General features: G+C 47.4%; 21 protein-coding genes. 2 read left to right on the top strand and 19 right to left on the bottom strand.

Translation table 11 applies throughout. The annotated features are described in order from the left end of the window. Position 1: 1 nt before the first annotated feature. Together ACEN8J_RS07025 and ACEN8J_RS07020 are read right to left on the bottom strand one after the other, a co-directional pair. Positions 2-871: a DegV family protein gene (locus ACEN8J_RS07025; protein WP_495594374.1), complete on the bottom strand. Its 870-nt coding sequence runs from the start codon at positions 869-871 to the stop codon at positions 2-4. Positions 872-920: 49 nt separating this feature from the next. Then, the gene (locus ACEN8J_RS07020) at positions 921-2,705 is read right to left on the bottom strand and encodes a DAK2 domain-containing protein (protein ID WP_340885805.1); all 1,785 of its coding nucleotides are present in this window, start codon (positions 2,703-2,705) and stop codon (positions 921-923) included. Between the two features lie 509 nt (positions 2,706-3,214). On the opposite strand from ACEN8J_RS07020, the gene rpmB reads away from it, so the two are divergent. After that, on the top strand, positions 3,215-3,403 hold the full coding sequence (gene rpmB / locus ACEN8J_RS07015) for a 50S ribosomal protein L28 (protein ID WP_013310881.1): 189 nt from the start codon (positions 3,215-3,217) through the stop codon (positions 3,401-3,403). Between the two features lie 224 nt (positions 3,404-3,627). On the opposite strand, the gene spoVM is transcribed toward rpmB, so the two are convergent. The 17 genes from spoVM to ACEN8J_RS06930 form a co-directional block, all read right to left on the bottom strand. Beyond that, positions 3,628-3,708 carry a stage V sporulation protein SpoVM gene (spoVM, locus tag ACEN8J_RS07010; RefSeq protein ID WP_010345573.1) on the bottom strand — a complete coding sequence of 27 codons (81 nt, stop codon included), beginning with the start codon at positions 3,706-3,708 and terminating at the stop codon, positions 3,628-3,630. Between the two features lie 390 nt (positions 3,709-4,098). Then, positions 4,099-4,767 (bottom strand): ribulose-phosphate 3-epimerase, encoded by a 669-nt coding sequence (rpe, locus tag ACEN8J_RS07005; protein ID WP_029517208.1) that lies wholly within the window; start codon positions 4,765-4,767, stop codon positions 4,099-4,101. Positions 4,768-4,771: 4 nt separating this feature from the next. Continuing rightward, positions 4,772-5,689, bottom strand: coding sequence for a ribosome small subunit-dependent GTPase A (rsgA, locus tag ACEN8J_RS07000; protein WP_029517207.1), 918 nt, complete (start codon positions 5,687-5,689; stop codon positions 4,772-4,774). Between the two features lie 72 nt (positions 5,690-5,761). Continuing rightward, positions 5,762-8,041, bottom strand: a complete 2,280-nt coding sequence (gene pknB / locus ACEN8J_RS06995; protein ID WP_069012747.1) for a Stk1 family PASTA domain-containing Ser/Thr kinase — start codon at positions 8,039-8,041, stop codon at positions 5,762-5,764. Next, the gene (locus ACEN8J_RS06990; RefSeq protein ID WP_069012748.1) at positions 8,038-8,814 is read right to left on the bottom strand and encodes a Stp1/IreP family PP2C-type Ser/Thr phosphatase; all 777 of its coding nucleotides are present in this window, start codon (positions 8,812-8,814) and stop codon (positions 8,038-8,040) included. The genes pknB and ACEN8J_RS06990 overlap by 4 nt, the downstream gene beginning before the upstream one ends. A gap of 6 nt (positions 8,815-8,820) precedes the next feature. Next, complete coding sequence (gene rlmN, locus ACEN8J_RS06985) at positions 8,821-9,861, bottom strand: dual-specificity RNA methyltransferase RlmN (RefSeq protein WP_029517204.1); 1,041 nt, start codon at positions 9,859-9,861, stop codon at positions 8,821-8,823. 187 nt (positions 9,862-10,048) lie between these two features. Then, on the bottom strand, positions 10,049-11,464 hold the full coding sequence (rsmB, locus tag ACEN8J_RS06980; RefSeq protein ID WP_029517203.1) for a 16S rRNA (cytosine(967)-C(5))-methyltransferase RsmB: 1,416 nt from the start codon (positions 11,462-11,464) through the stop codon (positions 10,049-10,051). Beyond that, the gene (gene fmt, locus ACEN8J_RS06975) at positions 11,461-12,420 is read right to left on the bottom strand and encodes a methionyl-tRNA formyltransferase (RefSeq protein WP_029517202.1); all 960 of its coding nucleotides are present in this window, start codon (positions 12,418-12,420) and stop codon (positions 11,461-11,463) included. The genes rsmB and fmt overlap by 4 nt, the downstream gene beginning before the upstream one ends. Before the next feature lie 6 nt (positions 12,421-12,426). After that, positions 12,427-12,924 (bottom strand): peptide deformylase, encoded by a 498-nt coding sequence (gene def, locus ACEN8J_RS06970; protein WP_029517201.1) that lies wholly within the window; start codon positions 12,922-12,924, stop codon positions 12,427-12,429. A 139-nt stretch (positions 12,925-13,063) separates the two neighbouring features. Then, positions 13,064-15,640, bottom strand: a complete 2,577-nt coding sequence (priA, locus tag ACEN8J_RS06965) for a primosomal protein N' (protein WP_029517200.1) — start codon at positions 15,638-15,640, stop codon at positions 13,064-13,066. Beyond that, a complete protein-coding gene (gene coaBC, locus ACEN8J_RS06960; RefSeq protein ID WP_029517199.1) occupies positions 15,640-16,944 on the bottom strand; it encodes a bifunctional phosphopantothenoylcysteine decarboxylase/phosphopantothenate--cysteine ligase CoaBC in 1,305 nt (434 codons plus the stop codon). The genes priA and coaBC overlap by 1 nt, the downstream gene beginning before the upstream one ends. Before the next feature lie 90 nt (positions 16,945-17,034). Then, positions 17,035-17,238, bottom strand: a complete 204-nt coding sequence (gene rpoZ, locus ACEN8J_RS06955) for a DNA-directed RNA polymerase subunit omega (protein WP_013310893.1) — start codon at positions 17,236-17,238, stop codon at positions 17,035-17,037. A gap of 122 nt (positions 17,239-17,360) precedes the next feature. After that, positions 17,361-17,933: a guanylate kinase gene (gene gmk, locus ACEN8J_RS06950; RefSeq protein ID WP_013310894.1), complete on the bottom strand. Its 573-nt coding sequence runs from the start codon at positions 17,931-17,933 to the stop codon at positions 17,361-17,363. A gap of 14 nt (positions 17,934-17,947) precedes the next feature. Next, on the bottom strand, positions 17,948-18,208 hold the full coding sequence (remA, locus tag ACEN8J_RS06945) for an extracellular matrix/biofilm regulator RemA (RefSeq protein ID WP_005548256.1): 261 nt from the start codon (positions 18,206-18,208) through the stop codon (positions 17,948-17,950). A gap of 56 nt (positions 18,209-18,264) precedes the next feature. Next, positions 18,265-19,152 (bottom strand): YicC/YloC family endoribonuclease, encoded by an 888-nt coding sequence (locus tag ACEN8J_RS06940; protein ID WP_029517198.1) that lies wholly within the window; start codon positions 19,150-19,152, stop codon positions 18,265-18,267. A gap of 35 nt (positions 19,153-19,187) precedes the next feature. Then, positions 19,188-21,074 (bottom strand): bifunctional homocysteine S-methyltransferase/methylenetetrahydrofolate reductase, encoded by a 1,887-nt coding sequence (locus tag ACEN8J_RS06935; RefSeq protein WP_340955859.1) that lies wholly within the window; start codon positions 21,072-21,074, stop codon positions 19,188-19,190. 147 nt (positions 21,075-21,221) lie between these two features. Next, complete coding sequence (locus tag ACEN8J_RS06930) at positions 21,222-22,244, bottom strand: hypothetical protein (RefSeq protein WP_069012753.1); 1,023 nt, start codon at positions 22,242-22,244, stop codon at positions 21,222-21,224. Between the two features lie 255 nt (positions 22,245-22,499). Here ACEN8J_RS06930 and ACEN8J_RS06925 point away from each other — a divergent pair. Further along, a protein-coding gene (locus ACEN8J_RS06925) for an IS1182 family transposase (protein ID WP_495594373.1) occupies positions 22,500-23,860 on the top strand; the annotation gives its coding sequence in 2 pieces (ribosomal slippage) (positions 22,500-23,067 and positions 23,067-23,860; 1,362 coding nt in all). Positions 23,861-23,863: the final 3 nt, after the last annotated feature.

Below are 23,863 nucleotides of genomic sequence, written 5' to 3'. Positions count from 1 at the left end.
ATTACCTCTCATCTCCGGCCGGCCACACAAAAATGCCAATCGTCCCTGGCCCTACGTGGGTCCCAATCACAGCGCCAAGTTCAGTATATATTCGATCTCCTAGCTCAAAATGCTCTGCCAGCTGAGCCACGAACGCTTCTGCCGCTGAGCGATCTGCCGTATGACCCACAGCAATATTAATTTTTTGGCCTTTTAAGTCCCGCTCCAGTAGTTCAATAATTCTCGCTGTCGCTTTTTTATGCCCTCTCGCCTTATCAACCGAATAAATAATGCCTTCTTTGTCAATCGAAAGTATCGGCTTAATGTTAAGCAACGTGCCCACCATTGCCGCTGCCTTACCAATACGTCCGCCTTTTTGTAAGTATTGCAGGGTATCCACCAGGAAATACAAACAACGGCGCTCTCCACGACGTTCCACAGCCCGAACAATATCAGCCGGGGAGTGCCCGGCTGCCGCTAGCTCTGCCGCATAAACCACTAGCATACCGTATCCGTATGAAGCTGATTTGGAATCCACCACAGTCACTCTATGTTCATGCTTCTCTAGCATGGATTTGCCCAGCAAAGCAGACTGATACGTTCCGCTCACACCCGAGGATAAATGGATAGAGATAACCTGACTCTCAGGGTATTGCTCCAACAGTGTCGTGTACGTCTCCAAAAAACGGGCTGGTGAAGGCTGTGAAGTCGTAGGCAGCTCATCAGCCCGCACCAGTTCGCTGTAAAACTGCGCCGCTGACATCTCAATGCCGTCCAGGTAAGCTGTGCTGCCGAACATCACTGTCAGTGGTACAACGACTATACCGAGACGGTCTGCTAATTCCGATGGAATATCAGCCGTGCTATCCGTCAAAATGATGGTACTACTCATCAGTCAGACCTCCTTTTGTAGTGGACTTCCATGGACGCGCAAAAGCACATCAGGTTTCCACTGAGAACAAATAAGGATAAATCGGCTGACCACCTTCATGAACTTCCACTTCAGCATCCGCATAATTTTCTTCAATCCATGCAACAAGCTGATCTGTGTCTTCTTGATTCGCGTCCGAACCTGTAAGAATAGTAACAATTTCATCGCCATTCACCAGCATTTTCGCTAGCAAAAGGCGGGACGTTGCCATTAAGTGTTCCTCGGTCGCAACAATCTTGGAATCCTGAATACCGATGTAGTGCCCTGCTGTAATATGCAGATCATCAAGCGTCGTATCCCGTACCGCGTAGGTCACTTGCCCAGACTTCACCCGGGTGACTGCGTCACGCATATTGTCCTGATTTACCTCAAAAGCCTCTTCCTCCTGGAAGGCAAATGCTGCCGCAATGCCCTGAGGAATTGTTTTGCTCGGAATAACCGACACCAAACGTTCCATCTCTAGCAGTTCACGTGCTTGTTCTGCCGCCAAAATAATATTGGAATTATTCGGAAGAATAAAAATATGTTGAGCCGCAATCGAGCGGGCCGCATTAACGAAGTCCTCTGTGCTCGGATTCATTGTTTGGCCGCCAGCAAGGACAACATCGACGCCTAAACTTCTGAAAATATCAGCAATTCCTTCACCGGAAGCCACAGCTATAAAACCAAAGGATGCCAGTTCATGAGCGGGAGGCTCAGACGGCTCTTCCTCACGTACAGGCTCTGTTGGTATTTCAGCAAACCACTCAGGCTCAGGAGCAACATCCATACCCGCAGACAACAAATCACGATGCTGCTCGCGCATATTTAAAATACGAATCTGTGTAATTTCTCCGTAACGCAGTGCCAAATTCAGTACTTCACCAGGAGCCTTAGAATGCACGTGAACCTTGATGACGTCATCGTCTGAAATCACGATAATAGAATCACCATCTACAGATAACGCTTTCCGGAAGGCTTCCTCATCAAAATAGGTACCTTGCGCATCGCCCAGTTGTCGATTAATAAAAAACTCCATATCATACAAAAATTCAATATTATCCGTTTCGAGCTTCGCTTGCGCAGAAATCGGCGCATCTGGGGAAGGAACAACTGCAGGAGCAGTAGGTCTCTCCGATACGTGAGGAGCAAAAACCTGGCGTGCATTATCACTTTTTGCAATTGGAGACGTCACCAAGCCGCTTCCAAGATGCTGCATAAAGCCTTCATAAATATACACAAGACCTTGCCCACCCGAATCTACAACTCCTACTTGCTTCAGTACAGGGAGCATGTCCTGCGTCATGGCAAGCGTTTCCTTCGCTTTGGCAAGCACTTCTTCCATCAGTTCCGTGATATCGTTCGTCCGGCGCGAGAAAAACACAGCATGCCTGGCCGCTTCCTTCGCCACGGTAAGAATTGTACCCTCCACCGGCTTAACCACCGCCTTGTAGGCCGCATCCACCCCGCTCTGCAATGCCGATGCGAACTGAAGGGTATTCAATTCCTCGTATGGGGCAGCGTAACGGCTGAAGCCACGAAACAACTGAGACAGGATAACCCCTGAATTGCCGCGGGCTCCCATCAGCAAACCTTTGGATAATATGCCGGACATGACACCGATGGAGGAAGAATCCCCCCTCTTTAATTCCGTTACGCCCGCGCTCATCGTCAAATTCATGTTGGTTCCCGTATCACCGTCTGGCACCGGGAATACATTTAGTGAATTGACATGTTCCGCATGCTGCTGTAATTGTTCCGCCCCGGCTAAAACCATTGCGGTAAAATCTGTTCCATTCAAAGAACGATTACTCAAGAGAATTCCCCTTCCTAGCTTAATACACTTGTTTTACTATCAACCTTCACCACACCTTATTCAACTGTGCCTACAGGTTCAATTAAATTATACTAAAGCCAGACGACGAATACGAATGTCACACTTTCATAAGCTCTTGTACTCACGTCTGGTTGTTCTTCTACAGGTCATATACAATGAAAAACCAGTCAACTGCCCCACAATAAATCATCGGCTGGAATGATAACTATAGTCCCGCCTCTGAACCGCCGGCATGACTGGAATAAGAATTCACATTCCATTTAAATACAAAATAATCGCAACAATAACTATCCCATATTGTACTATAATGCGAAAGAGAAATAAATAAAGTTTTTGAATCAGTTGACGGAGCTTTTTTGACTATGATATTATATTTAAGTATTGTTTTGTTCAGGTTAGTGACTTACAAAGTCCGGCTGACCCAGTCGGCCTGAAGAGAGACCCGTTCCATATGGAATTTGGTTATTTTCAGAATAGGAGGTGGAATCATGTCTCGTAAATGTTCTGTAACAGGCAAAAAGCCTGGCAGCGGTAACCACGTATCTCACGCTAACAACCGTAATCGCCGTACTTGGGGCGTCAACGTACAAAAAGTTCGCATTCTCGTTAACGGTAAACCGAAACGCGTTTATGTCAGCACTCGTGCATTGAAAGCCGGTAAAGTGACTCGCGTGTAGTCGTAAAAAAATATCGTTATAAACAAAAGGCACCTCGTTTTAAACGGGTGCTTTTTTGGTTATTCGAAAAGTAATATCCGCCTAGTTCAGGAGAACAAAATGTCAGGCACCTTCCCGTGCGTTCTTATCTTTTACTACCGAGCTACCTATCTGTTATGCCCGGGAAGCGTGCCCTGTGTACCTCTAGCTTTCATCCTACATCCTGTGTTTACATTACGTTGAATTCAGTTTTTCTGGAATGTATTCAAAATGGCTTTAACGAATCCACCCAGAAATTTTGGCAGCTTGATTGTGTAAAACTTCATGCCTCACCCTCCCCATCATCCTCCTGCATCCGTTCTCTGTAGTTTATGCAACCTGTCAAGGGTTGTTACCCCACAAAAAAAGGCTACATGAGAATCCCGCTCATGTAACCATATTTATGCACAACCATCCCAGGCTATACCATCAGACAAGTCCGCGAACATAGAGATATGCTGAGAGTATGAAAATAAACAGGATATAATAAAGTACGCTGCACACCACAAAACCTATTCGTAAACCACGCCGTTCATTTTTACGAAAATAAAACAGCACAACTAGAACAGCCAAAAGTGAAAGAACGACATTCCAAGGAGCCTTCACAAGCGAGAAACAGCTAAGGGTCAACCCCGTCGCCATGCTCGCGACAGTCATCCACAATGCTTCGGTCAGCTTCACTTGGACAAACGAGCTGCACTGTCCCGAATCGTAGCAATAGCCGCTGCGCGGTCTGCTCTGCCGAATACCGCACTACCAGCCACCAGCACGTTAGCCCCCGCTTCAAATACGGCTGGTGCCGTCTCCTCCGCAATACCTCCGTCTACCTCGATATGTACGTCTGGACGACCCAATTCGTTCAACCAAGCACGGATTTGTCTGATTTTATTCAACGTCTCTGGAATGAAGGACTGTCCTCCAAAGCCAGGATTGACCGTCATCACTAGAATCATATCTACATTTGGCAGCACTTCCTTGATCGCGTATGGTGAAGTACCCGGATTGAGAGCCACTCCAGCCAGAGCGCCTTGCTGCTTGATCAAGTGAAGGACACCATGCAAATGAACACACGCCTCAGCATGAACAGTGATGATATCGGCTCCTGCTTTTACGAAATCGCCAATATAACGTTCAGGATGCTCAATCATCAGATGAACATCCAAGGGAAGAGTCGTATGCGGACGAATAGCCTGAACGATAGGTGGACCCAATGTAATATTGGATACAAAATGCCCATCCATTACATCCACATGAATCCAGTCTGCCCCTCCTGCCGCAGCTTCCGCAACTTCACTGCCCAAGCGAGCAAAATCAGCGGATAAAATCGACGGTGCTATTTTTAACATAAACTTAGTACCTCCGTTTTTTTTCTTTTAATTCCTGATAGAACTGCAAATAGCTATCATACCGTCCCTGTGAAATATGTCCTTCTTCCAGGGCCTCTCTTACTTTACAGCCAGGCTCGTGAATATGGGTACACCCCCGAAATTTACATCCTTCCGCATACTGCTGGAATTCACGAAAACAGGGAGATAGTTCATCCACACCCAGCTCCAGAAAATCCAACTGGCTAAACCCCGGCGTATCTGCTACAAACCCTCCGTTGTCTAAAGGAATAAGCTCTACATGACGAGTCGTATGTCTTCCTCGGCCCAGCTTATTGCTTATGGCGCTCGTCTCGAGCGTTAACCCAGGCTCCAAAGCATTAAGCATGGAAGACTTCCCTACACCTGACTGCCCGGAAAACACGCTGATTTGACCAGCCAACAGCTTCTTAAGCTCAACCGTTCCTTCTCCGGTACGGGCACTGGTTACCAGCACTTCATAACCGATCTTCCGGTACATTTCCTGAACGGTCAGCACGGTGTCATCCTCTGAAGGGCTGCCTTCATACAAATCGCGCTTAGTCAGACAGATAATCGTATCCAGCCCGGCGTGCTCAATATGGACTAAAAATTTATCCAGTAAAGGCAGGTTTAAATCCGGCTCACGTAAGGAAAACAGCAGCACAGCAAGCGTGGTATTAGCTACCGGAGGACGAATCAGCTCCGTTGTACGCTTTCTAATCTCCTTGACCATACCTTCCCCGTTCTCAGTCAGTTCGTAAACGACCCGATCACCGACAAGAGGCGTGATCTCTTTTTTCTTAAAAATGCCGCGTGCTCTGCATTGTACCGTAGCTTCGCCAGATACCGGACGCCCATCCTGATCCAGGCTGGAGACATAATAATATCCGCTAAGCGCCTTGACGATCAGACCTTCAGGCATGTGTAAGATGTCCTCCTTCATAATGTTTAAGTTTTATTGCGTATAGCAGGTTAAGCATCTCCTATTGCACGTTTACTGATGCTGAACAGCCTCAATCACTTTTTCCTTCTTTTTGTGGGAAGCGTGACCTTGGTTGTTTTTATGGCTAACTGCCAACTCACTGCGCGTAGCCCCCGTGGAATTCGTTCCAGGAACAAAGGCGGAAGGGTCACCATTACCTCCTGTGCCCTCCTGATTGTTCGAGTCGCCTCCACCGTCACCACTATCATTAGAAGATCCCCCGTTATCACCTTCCTCGCCGTTTCCACTTCCATTTTGCGAGGAATTACCATCAGGTGTATCCGTTGGTGAAGTTCCAGCAGGTGGGGCAATTTGAGGCATCGTCACTGTTCCATTTTTCGCATCAATATAAGAGACCGGATACGTATCAATAAAGTCACCATCTCTAAATACTGAGACAACACTGTCTTTGTTCGGAGCCATTAGCAGGTTGATAGTGAACACCTGTGTCGTATTAATTGTACGGCTTCCCCATTCCTGATTTTCTCCACGTGCATCCGTATAAGTAATACGAATTTTGCTGTTTTTACCCTCTTCCTTCGGTGCAACAGGCACATTAAATGGCAGCGTAATCGCTTCTGGCGGGTAACCAGTGCTTACATAAAACGTAATTTCCGTATTTGGTGGCAACTCACTGCCTGCCTCGGACGGCCATTGTTTGGTTACTCTTCCTTTTTCCTGCTCATAGCTAAATTCTTCTTTAATCGAGCCAACCTTCAGCCCTGCCTTTTTGACCTCATTTTCCGCTTGGTTCTGCGTTTTCCCTACGAGACTTGGCATTTTTACAGTGTCAGCGCCCTTGCTGACTGTGAGCACAACTTGGACTGAATCCTTATCAAATGGCTCATTTGCAGCTGGAGTCTGACTAAGGACGGTCCCAACGGCCTGATCACTGAACTGCTCATTTTGCTGAATCTGCGTCTCCTTAATTTGCTGGGCGGTCAGCAGCTTAACAGCATTCTCGTAGCTTTGGCCTTTTACATCCGGCATTGGGGTGAGCGGCTTGGCAATCCCGACTTTCAGACTAATCTTGGTTCCTTCCTTGACTAAAGAATCTGCAGGATAGCTTTGATAAAATACAATTCCAGGCGCGATCCCCTCTTTGTATTCATGCTGGATTGGCTCCTCAATGAGTAAACCCGCTTTACTGAGATTAACCTTCGCTTGGTCTTCTGTTTGTGTCAATACACCTGGTACTTTTACCTCAGGCACGACAAGTACACTTTGCACATAGTACACCACTCCGCCCATGCACAGAAGTAACACCAACACTAGTGTTACCCACAAGATCGCTTTTTTTCTATTTTTCTTGGACGATTGCTTGCTCGGAAGCTGTTCAGACTCACGCGGTTGGGCAGGTACATCTTCCCCGCTAGAAGACATCCCTAATTGTTGAGGCTTAATAGCCGGAATAACCCGTGTTTGATCCTCATCATCCAAATGTGTAAACTCCAGCTTGGATTCATTACGCCGTCCCGGCAGCAAACAGGTTTCCAAATCTTTTAGCATTTCATCTGCCGATTGATAACGCTCTTCTGGATTTTTGCGCATGGATTTTAGAATGACATTTTCCACACTTTGCGGAATCAACGGATTAATTTTACGCGGTTCCTCAAACTCCTCTTGCAAATGCTTGAGCGCTACACTAATTGGACTTTCTCCGAGGAAAGGGAGCTGCGCCGTCAGCATTTGATATAAGACAATACCTAAAGAATATAAGTCCGATTTTTCGCCGGTGACGACACCCTTTGCATGCTCAGGTGAAAAATAATGAACAGAACCTACAACAGAACCCGTCTGGGTAATGGTCGTTGACGTAACAGCTCTAGCAATCCCAAAATCGGTTACCTTAACCCGTCCATTACGTCCAATTAATATATTATGAGGCTTGATGTCTCGGTGAATGATCTGATTTTGGTGAGCATGCTCCAGCGCATCACAAATCTGGGAAGCAATCCGTACTGCTTCATCCACTTGCAATGGCGCACGTTCTTTAATAATCTCATTCAAATTTTTACCTTCGATGCACTCCATTACAATATAATGGATTTCATCCTCTTGGCCGACATCATAAATACTGACCACATTCGAATGCGAAAGCGAAGCCGCAGACTGCGCCTCACGCCGAAACCGGCGAATAAATTCCTCGTCATGAACAAATTGCTGGCGCAACACTTTAACTGCGACATTGCGATTCAGCAAAATGTCTTGAGCCTTGTACACCAGAGCCATACCGCCGCCACCGATACGCTCAATAATTTCGTATCTTCCCCCTAGCAGGTGCCCGATCATGCGTCACACCCCTTTTCATTCAATGAAACCGTGTCATCGGGCAATTCAAACAAAGCTACAGTAATGTTATCGTCTCCTCCGGCAAGCAACGCCAGATGTAGCAGACGATCCGCACGCTCCTCCAAAGGATTCTCTGCGGCACCTACTACTTTACTGATTTGTTCTTCCGTTACCAGATTGCTTAATCCGTCGCTACACAGTAACAGTACATCGCCTTTTTCCAGCGTAATGGAGTCAATATCCACTTTCACCTCGGAATCAGTGCCCAGCGCCCGTGTCAGTACATTGCGACGAGGATGGTTCTCCCGTTCTTCCTTACTGATCTGACCGTTTTTGAACAGCTCGTTAACCAAAGTATGGTCTTCTGTAAGCTGACGTACCGCTCCTTTGGATATGACATAGGCGCGACTGTCACCGATATGTCCGATAATTCCGGATGCGTCGTATAGTAAAACCGCAACAACTGTCGTTCCCATATTATGATACTTCTCATCGCGTGCAGCCGTCTGGAAGATGACTTCATTGGCATGCAAAATAGCGTCGCTGAGCGCCGCCGTCAAAGAATGTGCGGATAATCCGCTCTCCAGCGTCGCCAAATCAGCGGCAAGTGTCTCTACCGCAAGGCGGCTGGCCGTATCACCGGCCAAATGCCCCCCCATACCATCGGCAACAATCCCAAGAATATAGCCTTGCTCTAAGTGCCTGATCCAGGCAGAATCCTCATTCACCGAACGTACACGTCCGACATGGCTGACATGAACTGTTTTGATCAAATGGTTTCACCCCAACTCCATATGCTTTGCACGCAACTGACCGCAGGCAGCGGCAATATCGTGACCCTGTTCACGCCGGATCGTCACATTGACGCCTTTTTCGGCAAGAATACGTTGAAAATTAAAAATATCGCTACGCGATGTGCGCACATACTTGCGCTCAGGCACATGGTTGACTGGAATCAAATTAACGTGACACAGCATGTCCTTTAACACATCCGCTAGCTCTTCAGCATGTTCTGCCTGATCGTTTACCCCACCAATCAGGGCATATTCAAACGAAATTCTCCGCCCCGTCTTAGCAAGATAGTAACGTAGAGAATCCATAACATCCTTAAAGGGATAACGCCGATTTACAGGCATTAGCTTCGACCGAAGTGCATCATTAGGCGCATGAATGGATATTGCCAGATTAATCTGGGTATCCTCGTCGGCAAATTTATAAATATTCGGTACAATACCGCTGGTCGACACTGTGATATGACGTTGACCAATGTTCAGACCTTTTTCATGAACCATTGTACGCAAAAACGTCATGGTCGCTTCATAGTTTTCAAAAGGCTCGCCCGAGCCCATAATCACGATGCTGCTCACTCGTTCATTCGTTTTATCCAAAATTTTCTGAGCCTGTACTACCTGTGCAGTAATTTCACCAGCTGTCAGGTTCCGTTTGAGGCCTCCAAGCGTCGAAGCGCAGAAAGTACAACCAATTCGGCAACCCACTTGTGTCGTTACACAAATACTGTTTCCGTAATTGTGTCTCATAATGACCGTTTCAATGGCATGATCATCATGCAAACCGAACAGGAATTTTACTGTACCGTCCTTTGATTCCAACTTTGTAATTTCACTAAGCGTCACAAAACTAAATTGCTCCTCAAGCTTCTCTCTCAGCGCCTTGGGCAAATTCGTCATCTCGCTGAAATCATTGACCCGCTTCACATACAGCCAGTCAAAAATTTGTCCTCCACGAAAAGCAGGCTCGCCATTGTTCTTGGCCCAGTCCTGAAGCTCCTCCAAAGTTAAATCATATATAAAAGGTTTCATCAATGTTTGCACCCGTTCCTTCTTCATTAAGTTCTGTTTGATCGCAGATCGTATTTTTCATTCTTCCTATTTTAGCACAAATCCCTGAGGGGGTAAAAATTTTTCGTCTTCATGCAAAAAACCGCCGGAAATGTTCCGGCGGAATGTGGAAATGCTGGTGGGCAGCTGCATGGAATTCTCTTCCGCGCTATTTCACCCGACGTAGGCGCGCGATATAAAATCCGTCGCTGTGGAAATGCTGCGGTAACAGCTGTACCGAGCCTCCCTGTATACTATCCATTTCGCGGCTCACGTCCGGGAAGGAATGACCCTCTGCCAATTCATACTCCGAATGTTCGCTTAAAAACCGAGTCAATTGTCCTTCATTTTCGTCCGGCTCAATCGTGCATGTACTGTATACCAGAATGCCACCTGGCTTCAACAGTCCCGCCACACTATCCAGCAGCTCATGCTGAAGCTGTGTAATGTCGCGAACATCCTGCGCAGTTTTGCTCCAACGCAGGTCCGGTTTACGACGAATTACTCCAAAGCCAGAGCATGGTGCATCCAGCAAAATACGGTCAAAAGAAGCTGGGGCATATCGTTCCTTCAGTTCTAGCGCATCACCAGTGACTGTTTCCACGGCATCCAGGCCAAGTCGTTTAGCCTGTTCACGGATTAATTGATGCTTATGGGCATGCAGATCATTTGCAACGATCCGACCGCGATCCTTCATCAGCTCAGCCATATGAGCTGTTTTGCCGCCTGGAGCGGCACAGCAATCCAGTACCAGCATACCGGGCTCAGGAGCAACTGCTTCGGCAACGAGCATAGAGCTTTCATCCTGTACGGACAGCGAGCCGTCCGTATACCACGAGGTAAGCGCCATATTGCCACCGCTACGAACAACAATCCCATAGGGACTAACTGCCGAAGGAACGGCATCAAGTCCTTTTGAGCGCATCTCGTCCAGCAGCTGATCACGGCTGGTCATTGTCGTATTCACCCGTACGCTGACCGCAGGGGGCTCATTATTAGCCTGACAGATAGCCTCAGCAGTATCTGCACCGTATTGCTTAATCCAACGCTTAACCAGCCACTGTGGATGAGAATGTTCTAATGAAATCCGTTCCTCTGGTGACAAATCGTCAGGAATACGCAGCTTGTCCGGCTCACGCAGCATGCTGCGGAGCACGCCGTTGACCATACCGGAAATCCCCTGATGCCCACGACGCTTGGCAATGGTCACCGCTTCACTAACGACTGCATGATCCGGAACTCGATCCAGATACACCACCTGATACACACTCATCCGCAGCAACGAACGTACCCAAGCCTGAAGCTTGGCCGTTCCTTTTTGAACAAATTTATTCAAAAAATAATCAAGTGTATTTCGGCGTGCGACTGTACCGTATACAAGTTCAGTCGCCAGACCAGCGTCACTTGCAGATAAACCTGCCTGCTGAAGTCGACGATTTAACTCAAGATTGCTATACGCACCCTCTTGCTCCACACCGGTCAACACATCAAGTGCAACTTCCCGCGCCGTCTGTTTGCGAGTATTGCCGGATCTGGCACCCACTCCCTTGCCTTTGCCTCCCTGACGGGAGTGACTCCCGCTCATCCGAGCACCGTGCCTGGCTTCATCTGTCCGCCGCGCGCAAAGGTTCCGGCATCCATAACCTTTTTGCCAGCCGGTTGAACCTGAGTCAGCCAAAGAGTTCCCTCGCCTGTCTGCACCTCAATGCCACGAGCGGTCAATTGAAGAACCGTTCCGGGTGCTGGAGCATTTGAGCCACTCACTTCATTATTTATGAAAGGCTGCTCAGCAGCCCATATTTTAAAAACATTTTCCTCCCAAAGCGTAAACGCGCCGGAAAAAGGTACAAGGCCGCGAATCCGGTTGTATATCTGCTGTGCATTGTCACTCCACGAAATACGCTCATCGTCGCGGTTCAGATTCGGAGCATAGGTCGCCTCGTCCTCGTTTTGCGGCGTACGGTCTGATTGGCCTGCCAGCAATTTAGGCAGCTCGCCCTGCAAAAGCTTTGCTCCAGCTACGCTTAGCTTCTCAAAAATCGTACCGGAGGTATCCTCTGGCTCTATAGCAACCTCAACTCGCGATATCATATCGCCAGTATCCAGTCCTTCCGCCATATACATCAGCGTCACACCCGTCACGGTCTCACCGTTAATAATCGCACGCTGGATCGGTGCACCTCCCCGATAACGGGGAAGTAACGAACCATGCACATTCAGGCAGCCGAAACGAGGCAGGTCTAGTACGGATTTTGGCAAAATTTGCCCATAGGCTGCGGTTACGATCAGATCAGGACGCAGCTCCGCCACCTGAGCCACCGCTTCTGGCTGGCGCAGGCGGGTCGGTTGCAGTACAGGTAATCCGCGTTTTTCTGCCGCTTCCTTAACTGGTGTAGGCGTTAATATTTTTTTCCGTCCCTGTGGCTTATCGGGCTGTGTAATCACACCGACCACGTTATAACCATTATCCAGTAACATGTTCAACGAAGGCACTGCAAACTCAGGCGTACCCATAAAGATAATACGAATGTCTTGACTCATCGAACCTCACTCTCCTATCTGACGGTTCGGTCCTGGCTGTTCCAGCGCAACCTCATATACTTTTTCTGCAATATCCGTGAACAAAATTCCATTTAAATGGTCGATTTCATGCTGAAAAGCACGAGAAAGCAATCCTGTCGCTGTAACGGTAATGGCCTTACCCTCGCGGTCCAGTCCCTTGACTGTAACTTTCTCGGCACGACGCACATCCCCGTTCAACCCTGGTATACTCAGGCAGCCTTCTGGACCCAAGTCCTCCCCTTCTTCGGCCACGATTTCTGGGTTGATCATTTTAATCAAACCATGTTCATCTCCAGCATCTACAACGATGAGACGCTTCAAAATACCTACTTGCGGAGCAGCAAGACCTACACCCTCCGCTTCATACATCGTATCTGCCATATCGTCGAGCAGCTTTTGCACGTTAGGTGTAATTTTAGTAACTTCCTTTGCTACTTTGTGCAATACATCATCCGGCTCCAACACTATAATTCTAATTGACATGACAACAGAACACCTTCCTCTTTATCCTTTTTCCTTCGTTTAGGCTTAACTGTATTCATCACAAACGCGACTGCTACATTATCCTATGTACGGACGACTTGTCCGCATTAATTGTGCTAATAACTTTTGTGGCAACGCTCTACATAAGCATTTGTGGATCAACATCCAGACTAATCAGCAACTTTTGCGCCTGTGCGGATTCGGCCATTTCATCAGCTACTTGCTGAGCCAAACTAATCGCGTCGATATTTCCACGCCATTTTATCATACATTGAAATCGGTATCTATTCTTGATTCTCGAAATGGGTGAAGCTACTGGTCCCAAAATGTCGAGTACATCCGATGTAAGACGATCCATATTCCCGAACCAGCCTCGTTGTCTGGCCCGTCCCTGTAGTGTTGCTGAATAATTCTCTGCCAGCCGGACCAGCACCGGGAGTTGTTCATGAGAAAAGGTTACCAAAATAAGACGGCAATATGGTGGATAGTGCAAATTGCGGCGGTGTTTCAATTCTTCCCTCACAAAAGAAGCATAATCATGGCGACTTGCGTGAATCACCGAATAATGCTCTGGAGTATAGGATTGTACGAATACTTCCCCTGGCAATTGATGTCTCCCAGCACGTCCAGCTACTTGTGTTAACAGCTGAAATGTCTTTTCCGCAGCCCGAAAATCCGGTAAATTGAGAGCTGAATCCGCAGTAATGACACCAACCAGTGTCACATCGGGAAAGTCCAGGCCTTTGGCAACCATTTGAGTACCGAGCAGCACGTCCGCTTTTTTATCACGAAATTGCTTGAGGAGCTTTTCGTGGGCATTTTTTTCTGTCGTTGTATCAACATCCATTCGAACAACACGTATACCGGGGAATAGCTTCGCCAGCTCTTCTTCCACTCGCTGGGTACCTGTACCGAAATAGCGAATATGCTCACTACCGCATTCAGGGCAAGTCTGAGGCACAGGCTCGGAATAACCACAGTAATGACAACGTAAATTGTTCGACCGCTGATGATACGTAAGCGAAATATCACAATGCGGACAGCCCGCCACATAGCCACAGCTACGGCACATGACGAATGTGGAGTGTCCACGCCGATTCAACAGGAGCACCGTCTGCTCCTTACGCTCTAACCGCTCTGCAATCCCATTATGCAACGCACGGCTAAACATAGAGCGGTTGCCAGCACGCAGTTCCTCACGCATATCCATGATATGTACTTCGGGTAACGTGTTCCCCAATGCGCGAGTTGGCATTTCAAGTAGCAACGGCGCAAACTCGTCGTTGCTTTGTGAGCGAGCCGCATAGTAGCTTTCCAGCGACGGTGTAGCCGAGCCGAGAATAACGACAGCCCCATGCTGATGGGCTCTGCGAATGGCGACATCACGCGCATGGTATTTAGGTGTCTCTTCCTGCTTATAGGACGTTTCGTGCTCCTCATCCATAATAATAAGACCTAACTCACGAAAAGGCGCAAATACTGCCGAGCGAGCACCAATCGCCACTTTCACACGGCCTTCGCGTATTTTGCGCCACTCATCGTACCGTTCTCCTCCAGACAACCTACTGTGCATCACTGCTACCTGATCGCCAAACCGACCTTTAAAACGCTCAACCATTTGTGGGGTTAACGATATTTCAGGTACCAGCACAATGGCCTGCCGATTCTGCTCGATACAACGTTGAATCGTCTGTAGATAAATTTCCGTCTTACCGCTCCCCGTGACTCCATGCAACAAATAAGCTCCTTGCTCACGCGTGTCCAGCTGGCGAATAATCCGTTCATACACCGACTGCTGCTCTGCTGTGAGAGGGAGTGGCTCTGTAGGCTTGAAGTGTCTGCCCCGGTACGGGTCGCGGAACACTTCGACATCCTCCAGCAACACATAGCCCTTATCTTCCAGCGCCTTAACCGTTGCAGCAGACACACTCAATGAGGTCATGACTTCCTTGAGCGACAGAGGCAAAAACTCGCTACGTTCCAGCAAAAAAGCAAGTACCTCCCGCTGACGCTGTGCTTTGGCAGAAAATTGCTCCAGTACCGTTGATGCCTCGTCTATGCCGATAGCCAGATCAACGGATTTCATGGTCTTTTTGCCAAGCTTGTCTTTAATAACTTGACTTTCCTGAAGCACACCCCGGCGTAACAGTGATTTAATAACCTCCGCTTCCTCAGGGAAACGTCGACTGAGTTGCTGCAACGGGACTTGCTCCTTCTCCTGAATGAAGCTGACAATCCGACGCTCTGTCGGATCACTCATACCATCGTCGGTCAGAAGTGCCCATTCGAGCTCATCGCCCTGATTCGGTTGTATACTACGCTGTGGATGCGTTAACTCATGCTGTTCCGCAATTGAGATATAACGTTCTGCTTTGCCTTTGAGCGCGGTAGGAATCATCACTTGCAATGCCATAATTTGATTACAAGCATAACGTTCACTCATCCACTTGCCCAGTTCGACTAGGTCGGCAGATAAAGGTGGCACCAAATCCAGCAACTCCTGAATCGCTCTCATCCTGTATTTCGGTGGTTCCTCAGCTGGGACTACCGAGATGACGAAAGCCTGCACCGTCCGTTTGCCAAATGGCACAGCTACCCGACTACCCGGCTCAATCCAAGGTCTCATTGAATCCGGTATCAGATAATCGAAGGTGCGGTCCGTATCCTTGGCAGGTACATCGACAATGACCTTGGCAACTAAATTGCCCGTCTCCATTAATGCAGCACCCCACCCATGCGTCCCGCGGCTATAGTAAGCAACTTACGCGCAACTTCTTCCTTTGACTGTACAGGAATACGCTCAACGATCCCGCTTCGGTCATAAATTTGAACAGCATTCGTATCGACGCCAAAACCAGCACCATTCACAGTTACATCGTTTGCCGCGATCAAATCACAATTTTTACGTTCTAATTTATCTTTCGCATACGTCTCCAAATGTTCAGTTTCAGCTGCAAAGCCAATTAAAAATTGATGTTTCTTACTCCGTCCGAGTGATTCTAGAATATCGACGTTCTTCACTAACTCTAGCGTAAATACACTATCTTTTTTCTTGATCTTGGTCTGTGCTATCTCACGTGGTCGATAATCTGCAACTGCAGCAGCCATAACGACCATATCGCTCGTTTCCCATTGTTTTAATACAGCTGCGTACATGTCTTCAGCCGACTGGACTCTTTCAAGCATAATACCAGCAGGCGGTTCCGCACTGGTATTGGCAGCAATCAAGTGCACCTCTGCCCCCATCTTTTGAGCCACTTTTGCAATGGCGAAGCCCATTTTTCCAGATGAATCATTTGTGATATAACGCACTGGATCAATTCGCTCGATCGTGCCTCCAGCCGTTACAATGACTTTTTTACCTGAAAACACCGATTCATTCTCATTCACAGGTGACTCAGGCACTTGAGCCTCCACAGATTCGCCACCAAACCATCGGGATTCAGACTTAATGTTGTTTTTTTGTTCCTGGGCTTGCTGATCAAAAAAGTGCTCTATCGTTTGCACAATTGTGTCCGGCTCTTCCAAACGTCCTTTGCCAACGTAACCGCAAGCCAGTAATCCTTCACCAGGCTCAATCATCTTCACACCACGTGATACAAGCGTCTCCATATTTTGCATGACTGCCGGATGAGTGTACATATGTACATTCATCGCAGGTGCCACCATAATAGGCGCTGTTGTAGCCAACAACGTTGTAGACAACATATCATCAGCAAGGCCATGCGCCATTTTTCCAATAATATTCGCAGTTGCAGGTGCAACAAGCACCAAATCAGCCGCATCTGCCAGATGAATATGGGATACGACGGACGGCTCTCTTTCATCAAACGTATCACTGTACACCGGATTACGAGAGAGCGACTGCAGTGTAAGCTCGGTAATAAACTCCTTAGCAGAGGCTGTCATAATCACATGAACATCGGCGCCCTTTTGTGTCAACCTACTACATAACGCAGCCCCTTTGTAAGCAGCAATTCCACCGGTTATACCAAGAATAATAACTTTCCCCTTCAACATCGTTAACTCCCCCTGACCTAAAAAAATAACAACCTTGCGGTTGTCAAAGGAATTGGCATTGCGCCCGGTTATAATAGTTGTGTATAATTCTTACTCGTCTTCGCCGCTTTCAAGACGCAGATGATCCGCGTAAATCTCTTCCAACGCCACTCCAACCTGTTTGTGGGATTTAGGATTCTTGAGAGTCGTCTTTTCACCCTCGCGCAACTGTCTGGCACGACGTGAAGCCGCTACAACCAACGAATACTTACTATCTGCCTTTTTCATCATTTCATCAATGGAAGGATACAGCACGAATAGACACCTCTTCATGTAGTTTTGGGACTGTATAAGCTGAACTCCAGTGTACACCTTCAAGCTCAGCTTATACAGTATTATTTCTCTTTAGGTACGCTTGGCATATGTAAAGCCCTCGTTTAAGGATGAACCTTACAATGTTCGGCGATAATAATGGATTCTATTCGTTTACAAGCGAAATCAATCTCATCATTGACAACCGCATAATCATAGTGACGCAACAGATTCATTTCATCCACAGCTACCGACATACGGTGGTCTATGGTCGCTTGAGTTTCTGTGCCCCGTCCCCTGATTCTATCCTTTAATTCATCTAGCGAAGGCGGAAGCAGAAAAATGAATATGCCTTCTGGAAATTTTTCTTTAACCTTTAGCGCTCCCTGAACTTCAATCTCCAGAAAAATATCTTTTCCCTGCGCAAGCGTCTGATCTACAAAATCACGTGGAGTACCATAATAGTTCCCTACATACTCAGCATACTCCAGCATTTCATCTCGTTCAATCATACCCAAAAATTCTTCACGCGTTTTAAAAAAATAGGTCACTCCATCCTGTTCACCCGAACGAGGTGTTCGAGTTGTAGCAGAAACGGAGTACGTTATCTCTGGTAGCTTGTCACGCAATGCGTTGCCTACCGTCCCTTTACCGACACCCGAAGGTCCGGATATTACAAATAATAATCCCTTAGCCATAGTACACTCCATTTTTATTCGTCATTGTCATCATCTTTAGTGGATAGGCGATGAGCGACCGTCTCCGGCTGCACCGCAGACAGGATTACATGATCACTGTCTGTAATAATAACAGCCCGCGTCCGGCGGCCATAGGTAGCATCAATTAGCATATGACGGTCCCTGGCTTCCTGTATAATCCGCTTGATCGGAGCAGACTCCGGACTGACGATGGAGATAATTCGGTTGGCCGACACGATATTGCCGAAACCAATATTGATCAATTTGATTGCCATATTCAGGTCTTTCCCCCTATACATGTGACTCTTGCAGCCGTGCCGCTACCAGGTAGCTACTCAATATTTGCAGCCTGCTCACGAATTTTCTCGAGCTCTGCTTTCATCTCAACGACCAAATTAACCAAGTTGAGATGATTAGCCTTGGAGCCGATCGTGTTGACTTCTCTATTCATTTCCTGGATTAAAAAATCTAATTTGCGACCGGCCGGCTCGTCCGATAGCAGCAACCCCTTGCACTGCCCAAAGTGACTTTGAAGCCGGGTAAGTTCCTCATCAATATTGCTGCGATCCGCGAATAACGCAATCTCCATTCCGAACTTATGTTCATCAAGCGTAAATGAACCGTCCTGAAGCTCTTTAAGCCTGTGTTTCAGCCTGTTACGGTAGTCGCTCACAACATGAGGAGCCAGCACCGTCATTTCATGATGCAGGGATTCCAGACGTAAAATACGGGATTTCACATCTTGCGCCAAATGCCCGCCTTCTCGCCTTCTCATCTCCAGTAAACCTTGCAAAGCTTCATTCAAAGCTCGCTGTAGTTGCTCTTCCCAGTCCTCTTCGTCTCCATGGAAAGCCTCTCCAGGCTCACCCAGAACGTCAGGCAAAGCAAGAATATCGCTTATCCCTAACGTTCCTTTCACTCCATAACGATCCGCCAGCTGCTCCGCTGCATGCAGGTAAGCCTGCACCACAGTGTCATTTAACCGCGCGGCGGGCATCTGTTCTTCATCACGTTCCCTGTGGATAAAGACATCGATACGACCGCGTTTAATCTGCTGTTGAACCGTTCTTCTCAAGCCATCTTCGTAACGAGTCCATTCGCGCGGAATTCTCATCATCACTTCGCAATAGCGGTGATTCACCGATTTCAATTCCAAGCGCACTTTATAGCCCTCATAATGAAGGATGGCTTGACCGTATCCGGTCATACTCAATGACATCGGCATCACATCCATTATACTATTGTAATTGATTATTATAGTCGAAACAAGGGGGCCTGTGCGCGGCCTGATTTTTGCCATACGTAAGAAGTCAGTTCAGCTGTCATTTCATAGAACATAAATGGAGTCATAAAATAGATACCATTAAAATGTTCCATTGCCGTATCGAGTAACTCCTTGGCAATAGACACACCCATTGCTCGTCCTTCCGGACCCTCAAGACCAGACATACGTGCACGCACCTCATCGGATAACTGAATGCCTGGTACTTCATTGTGCAAGTATTCTGCATTGCGCCCACTAGCCAGCGGCATAATACCGATAAAAATCGGTACTTCCAAATGTCGTGTCGCTTCCGCGATGGCTGCAATCAACTCGTGGTCGTATACGGGCTGAGTCATAACATAGTCGGCTCCGGAGGCAATTTTCTTCTCCAACCGCTGTACGGCTTTACCCAAATGCTTGACGTTAGGATTAAATGCGGCACCTACCACAAAATTAGCTTTCTGCTTCAGTGGCTTACCGGAAAATGCGACACCATCATTTAATTGCTTGATCATACGTATGATTTCAAAAGAGGTCATATCATACACCGAACTGGCGCCTGGCAAATCACCGAACCGCGCCGGATCTCCAGTAACCGCCAGTACATGGTCAATACCGAGCGCGTCAAAACCCATCATGTGGGATTGAGTACCAATCAGATTGCGATCACGACATGCTATATGAATTAATGGACGCAAGCCTGTTTCAATACTGACCAAATGTCCAAGCGCCATGTTGCTCATGCGAGTGACTGCAAGCGAGTTGTCAGCCAGTGTAAGCGCGTCGGCCCCGGCTTTCTTCAACGCATGAGCACCTTGCATAAACCTCGTAATGTCCAGATCGCGCGGAGGATCCAGTTCTACAATGACCGTATGTCGTTCCTTTACAAGATCCACGATGTTGGGCTCACTGGTATGTCTGCCATTTCCTCGTTCCCCTTCATCTGCAATCTGCTCCGCCACTTGAAAGGACTCTTTCGACAAAGCTTCTTTTGAAGCAAGAGGAGGCGGTTGCAAACGGTTCAAGGCTTTGGATATAGCAGCAATATGATCCGGTGTAGTTCCGCAGCAACCACCGAGCAGCCTCGTTCCCAGGTCTACAAAGGATTTGGCACATTCTCCAAAATATTCAGGTGATGCACCGTATACATAGTGACCGTCCACATAATCTGCTAGTCCCGCATTCGGATATACGGACAACGGTACAGACAAAGGGCCGTCCAGCTGCTCCATTACACTCATAATTCCCTGCGGACCCGAGTGACAGTTAAATCCAAGGATGTCTGCCCCCTCATTACGCAGCACCGAAAAAGCTTCCGCCACTAAAAAACCATCCTGAGTACGACCAACCTGATCGACCGCAAACTGACAAATCACCGGAATATCACTATATTTACGTACACTGTGAAGCGCTATGCGTATTTCATCCAGTGAATAAAACGTTTCGCACAAAATACCGTCGACTCCTTCGGAGAGAAGGGCATCAATTTGCTGTTCATAGTTTCTTGCCAGCTCCAGCTTTGATATGTTAAGCCGCTTTCCCCCACATATGGAACCCACTGCACCCACCACATAATGTTCAGGTCCGGCCGCATCTCTGGCAATTCTCACACCAGCACGATTGATCTCTTCTACCTTAGATTCCAGTCCAAACCGGGCTAACTTATAATCATTTGCAGAAAATGTATTAGTCTCCAGCAATCGAGCTCCTGCACTTAAATATTGACCATGCACGTCTGATATAACATCAGGCGAAGTGATGTTCAGTTCTTCGAAAGACGTATTTACTGGAAATCCTAGCTGATATAAAAAAGTCCCCATTGCGCCGTCTCCGACAATAATTTCACGATTCAGCACAGTACGCAAATCCGGTTTCATGTCCTCTGCTCCACCCCGCTCTTTATTTTCATACTAATGTAACATAAAGAGACTTCAAACATAAGCCAAAAACTAAAAAAGCCGCCCCACTCCCCGACAATATGATATCAGGAGTGGAGCGGCTTGATTCATCTTTTCTATTTCCTACTACATTTTCCCATTGGAAGAATGGAGAGAGTAAGCGTAAAAAGTCCCTTTTTTATTCACTTTAGCCACAATAGAATCCGTTCCCTTTTGCTGCTTGTAGAACGTATATTGATTCCCTTGAACTTTCACTTTATAGCCGGTCAAATTGATATTAAATAACATCTGAGCCTTGGGCTTGACTAGCTTCAAAGCTTCTGAGGCAGTATATTTCGGGCTTGCAAATGTTTTTTTGAAATCTGCGTCATCATTCCAGTCCACCCCATAGGTGGATACGGCCAGCACTTTACCGGTTACCGCGCTAATTTTGACCTCACTGGCCTCGTTTGCATCCTCAAACGACCAATATGAAAGCCCCTTCGCTTCGTCCTTGTACCGTGAAGCGTGCTGCACCTTAATTGGCTGTCCACTCACACGCTTAAATGTATTCATTGCACGGTTCAGTATCAGAGGGTCCACCCGCTTCAGCGCATAGTCCGCGTTGATGGTAATAGCGTTACTTCGATCCACATCCACATACAACGAGGAAGCCTGTTCTCCTGCGCCCCAAAATACCCAGTAATTTGATGGCTTGTTGGACTGATAAGGGGATTTGACCCGCCAAAATGCTTCAAATTGCAAAGGACGCTTGCTGTCAAACGCTTTGGCGCTGTTTAGCACTTTCGTCTTGAGTGGCGCGTTCATCGCTTTTCCCAAGCTGCTTATTTTATATCGTATGGTTGTAGAATCTACTCTATTTTTTTCTTTATTATATTCTGTCTGCAACGTAGCAGTTCCATCTTCTAGTCCGCCCTCTACAATCCAAGTTTTCCCCATATCCGTCACATCGTCAAATTGAAATGCTGTCTTCGAGCCGATGAGTTCTTGCACCGCTTTTTCTAAACGGCTTACCACTGTCGGAGTTAGCGACCCAACCTGCTTATCCGTCGTTTCCGCGGCGGCAGGAATGGTCGCCGCCTGAACCGGAAGCGCGGTGGCTACAAATATGAAGACTGTAACTGCTGAAATCCAACGAAATTTCCGCACTATGAACGGCCTCCTTATTGTTTTTCATTTTCTATATTATACATCGTTCAGGCGCCAAAAAAAGACAGAATGTTGCTTTGTTCATCATATTCCTTGTATACAGGGGCATCTAAGTCCAAAAAAAGAAGACCTACTAAGGTCTTCTCAGGCTGTCGAGAAAGTCTCGACAGCCTATTTTATGTTAATTTTGTTTAAGACGACACCGCGTTAATGTTGTATAATATAGGTAACTATTGTAGAACGGATGGTGTTGATATGCTACGCTCCAACCGCGAAAAACAACAATCCTACGAATTTGTTTCCATCGAAGATCTGGTTCCTCAAGATCACTTGCTCCGCAAAGTAGATAAGTATATCGATTTTTCGTTTATCGATGATAAAGTTCGATCACTGTATTGTGCAGACAACGGGCGTCCTGCCATTGATCCTACCGTATTGTTTAAAATGATCTTTCTCGGTTATTTCTATGGCATTCGCTCAGAACGGCAACTCGAGCGAGAAATTCAGACGAACCTAGCTTATCGTTGGTTTCTGAGGTTGGGCTTAACGGATAAAGTTCCGGACCATACGACGATTAGCTGGAATCGTCGTACTCGCTTTAAAGACACCACGATCTTTCAAGATATCTTCGATGAAATTGTGCTGCAGGCGATCTCTCACCGAATGGTGGGTGGGCGTGTTCTCGTCACCGATTCCACACACGTCAAAGCCAATGCTAACAGGCACCAGTACACCAAAGAACAAGTGTTGCAGAATACTAAAGACTATATGGACGAGCTGAACGAAGCGGTGAAGGATGACCGGAGAAACCACGGAAAAAAGCCTTAAAATCCCGAGAGGAAGTGAACGAAGAAAAAGAAATTAAAGTGAGCAAAACAGACCCGGACAGCGGCTATATGATCCGTGATGGCAAGCCCGAAGGCTTCTTCTATCTGGACCACCGCACGGTGGATATGAAGTACAATCTGATTACGGACGTGCATGTGACACCGGGGAATGTACATGATTCTGTCCCCTATTTGTTCCGTTTGGATCGCCAAAGAGAACGTTTTGGTTTTCAAGTAGAAGCTGTTGCACTAGATTCAGGTTATTTAACAACGCCGATTTGCCGAGGTTTGCAGAACCGAAAGATTTTTGCCGTGATTGCTCACCGAAGATTCCATCCCAGACAAGGACTGTTTCCGAAATGGAAGTTTGAATACGATGCCAAACGCAATGCGTATAGATGCCCAGCCCAACAGGAACTGCCCTACCGAACGACGGACCGTAAGGGATACCGGCAGTATGCCTCTGACCCAGCTCAGTGCCAGCATTGCCCACTGCTAAGTCAGTGTACCCAGTCTCGAAACCACCGCAAAGTGGTGACTCGGCATGTCTGGGAAGACAGCAAAGAGTGGGTACGGAGCAACCGGCTGAGCCCATCTGGTAAAAAGCTGTACCGCAAACGAAAAGAGACGATTGAGCGAAGCTTCGCGGATGCCAAAGAGCTCCATGGGTTTCGCTATTGCCGTTTGCGCGGTCTTCCAAACGTCAGGGAACACGCCCTTATGACGGCAGCCGTGCAGAACATGAAGAAGATGGCGATCCACCTAGATCGCCTGGAGAAACAGGGGTAACCC

It is taken from the genome of Paenibacillus sp. Paensp38 (assembly GCF_059491915.1).
Note: the sequence above shows the minus strand (reverse complement) of the source record. Positions and strands in the feature narration are given on the sequence as shown.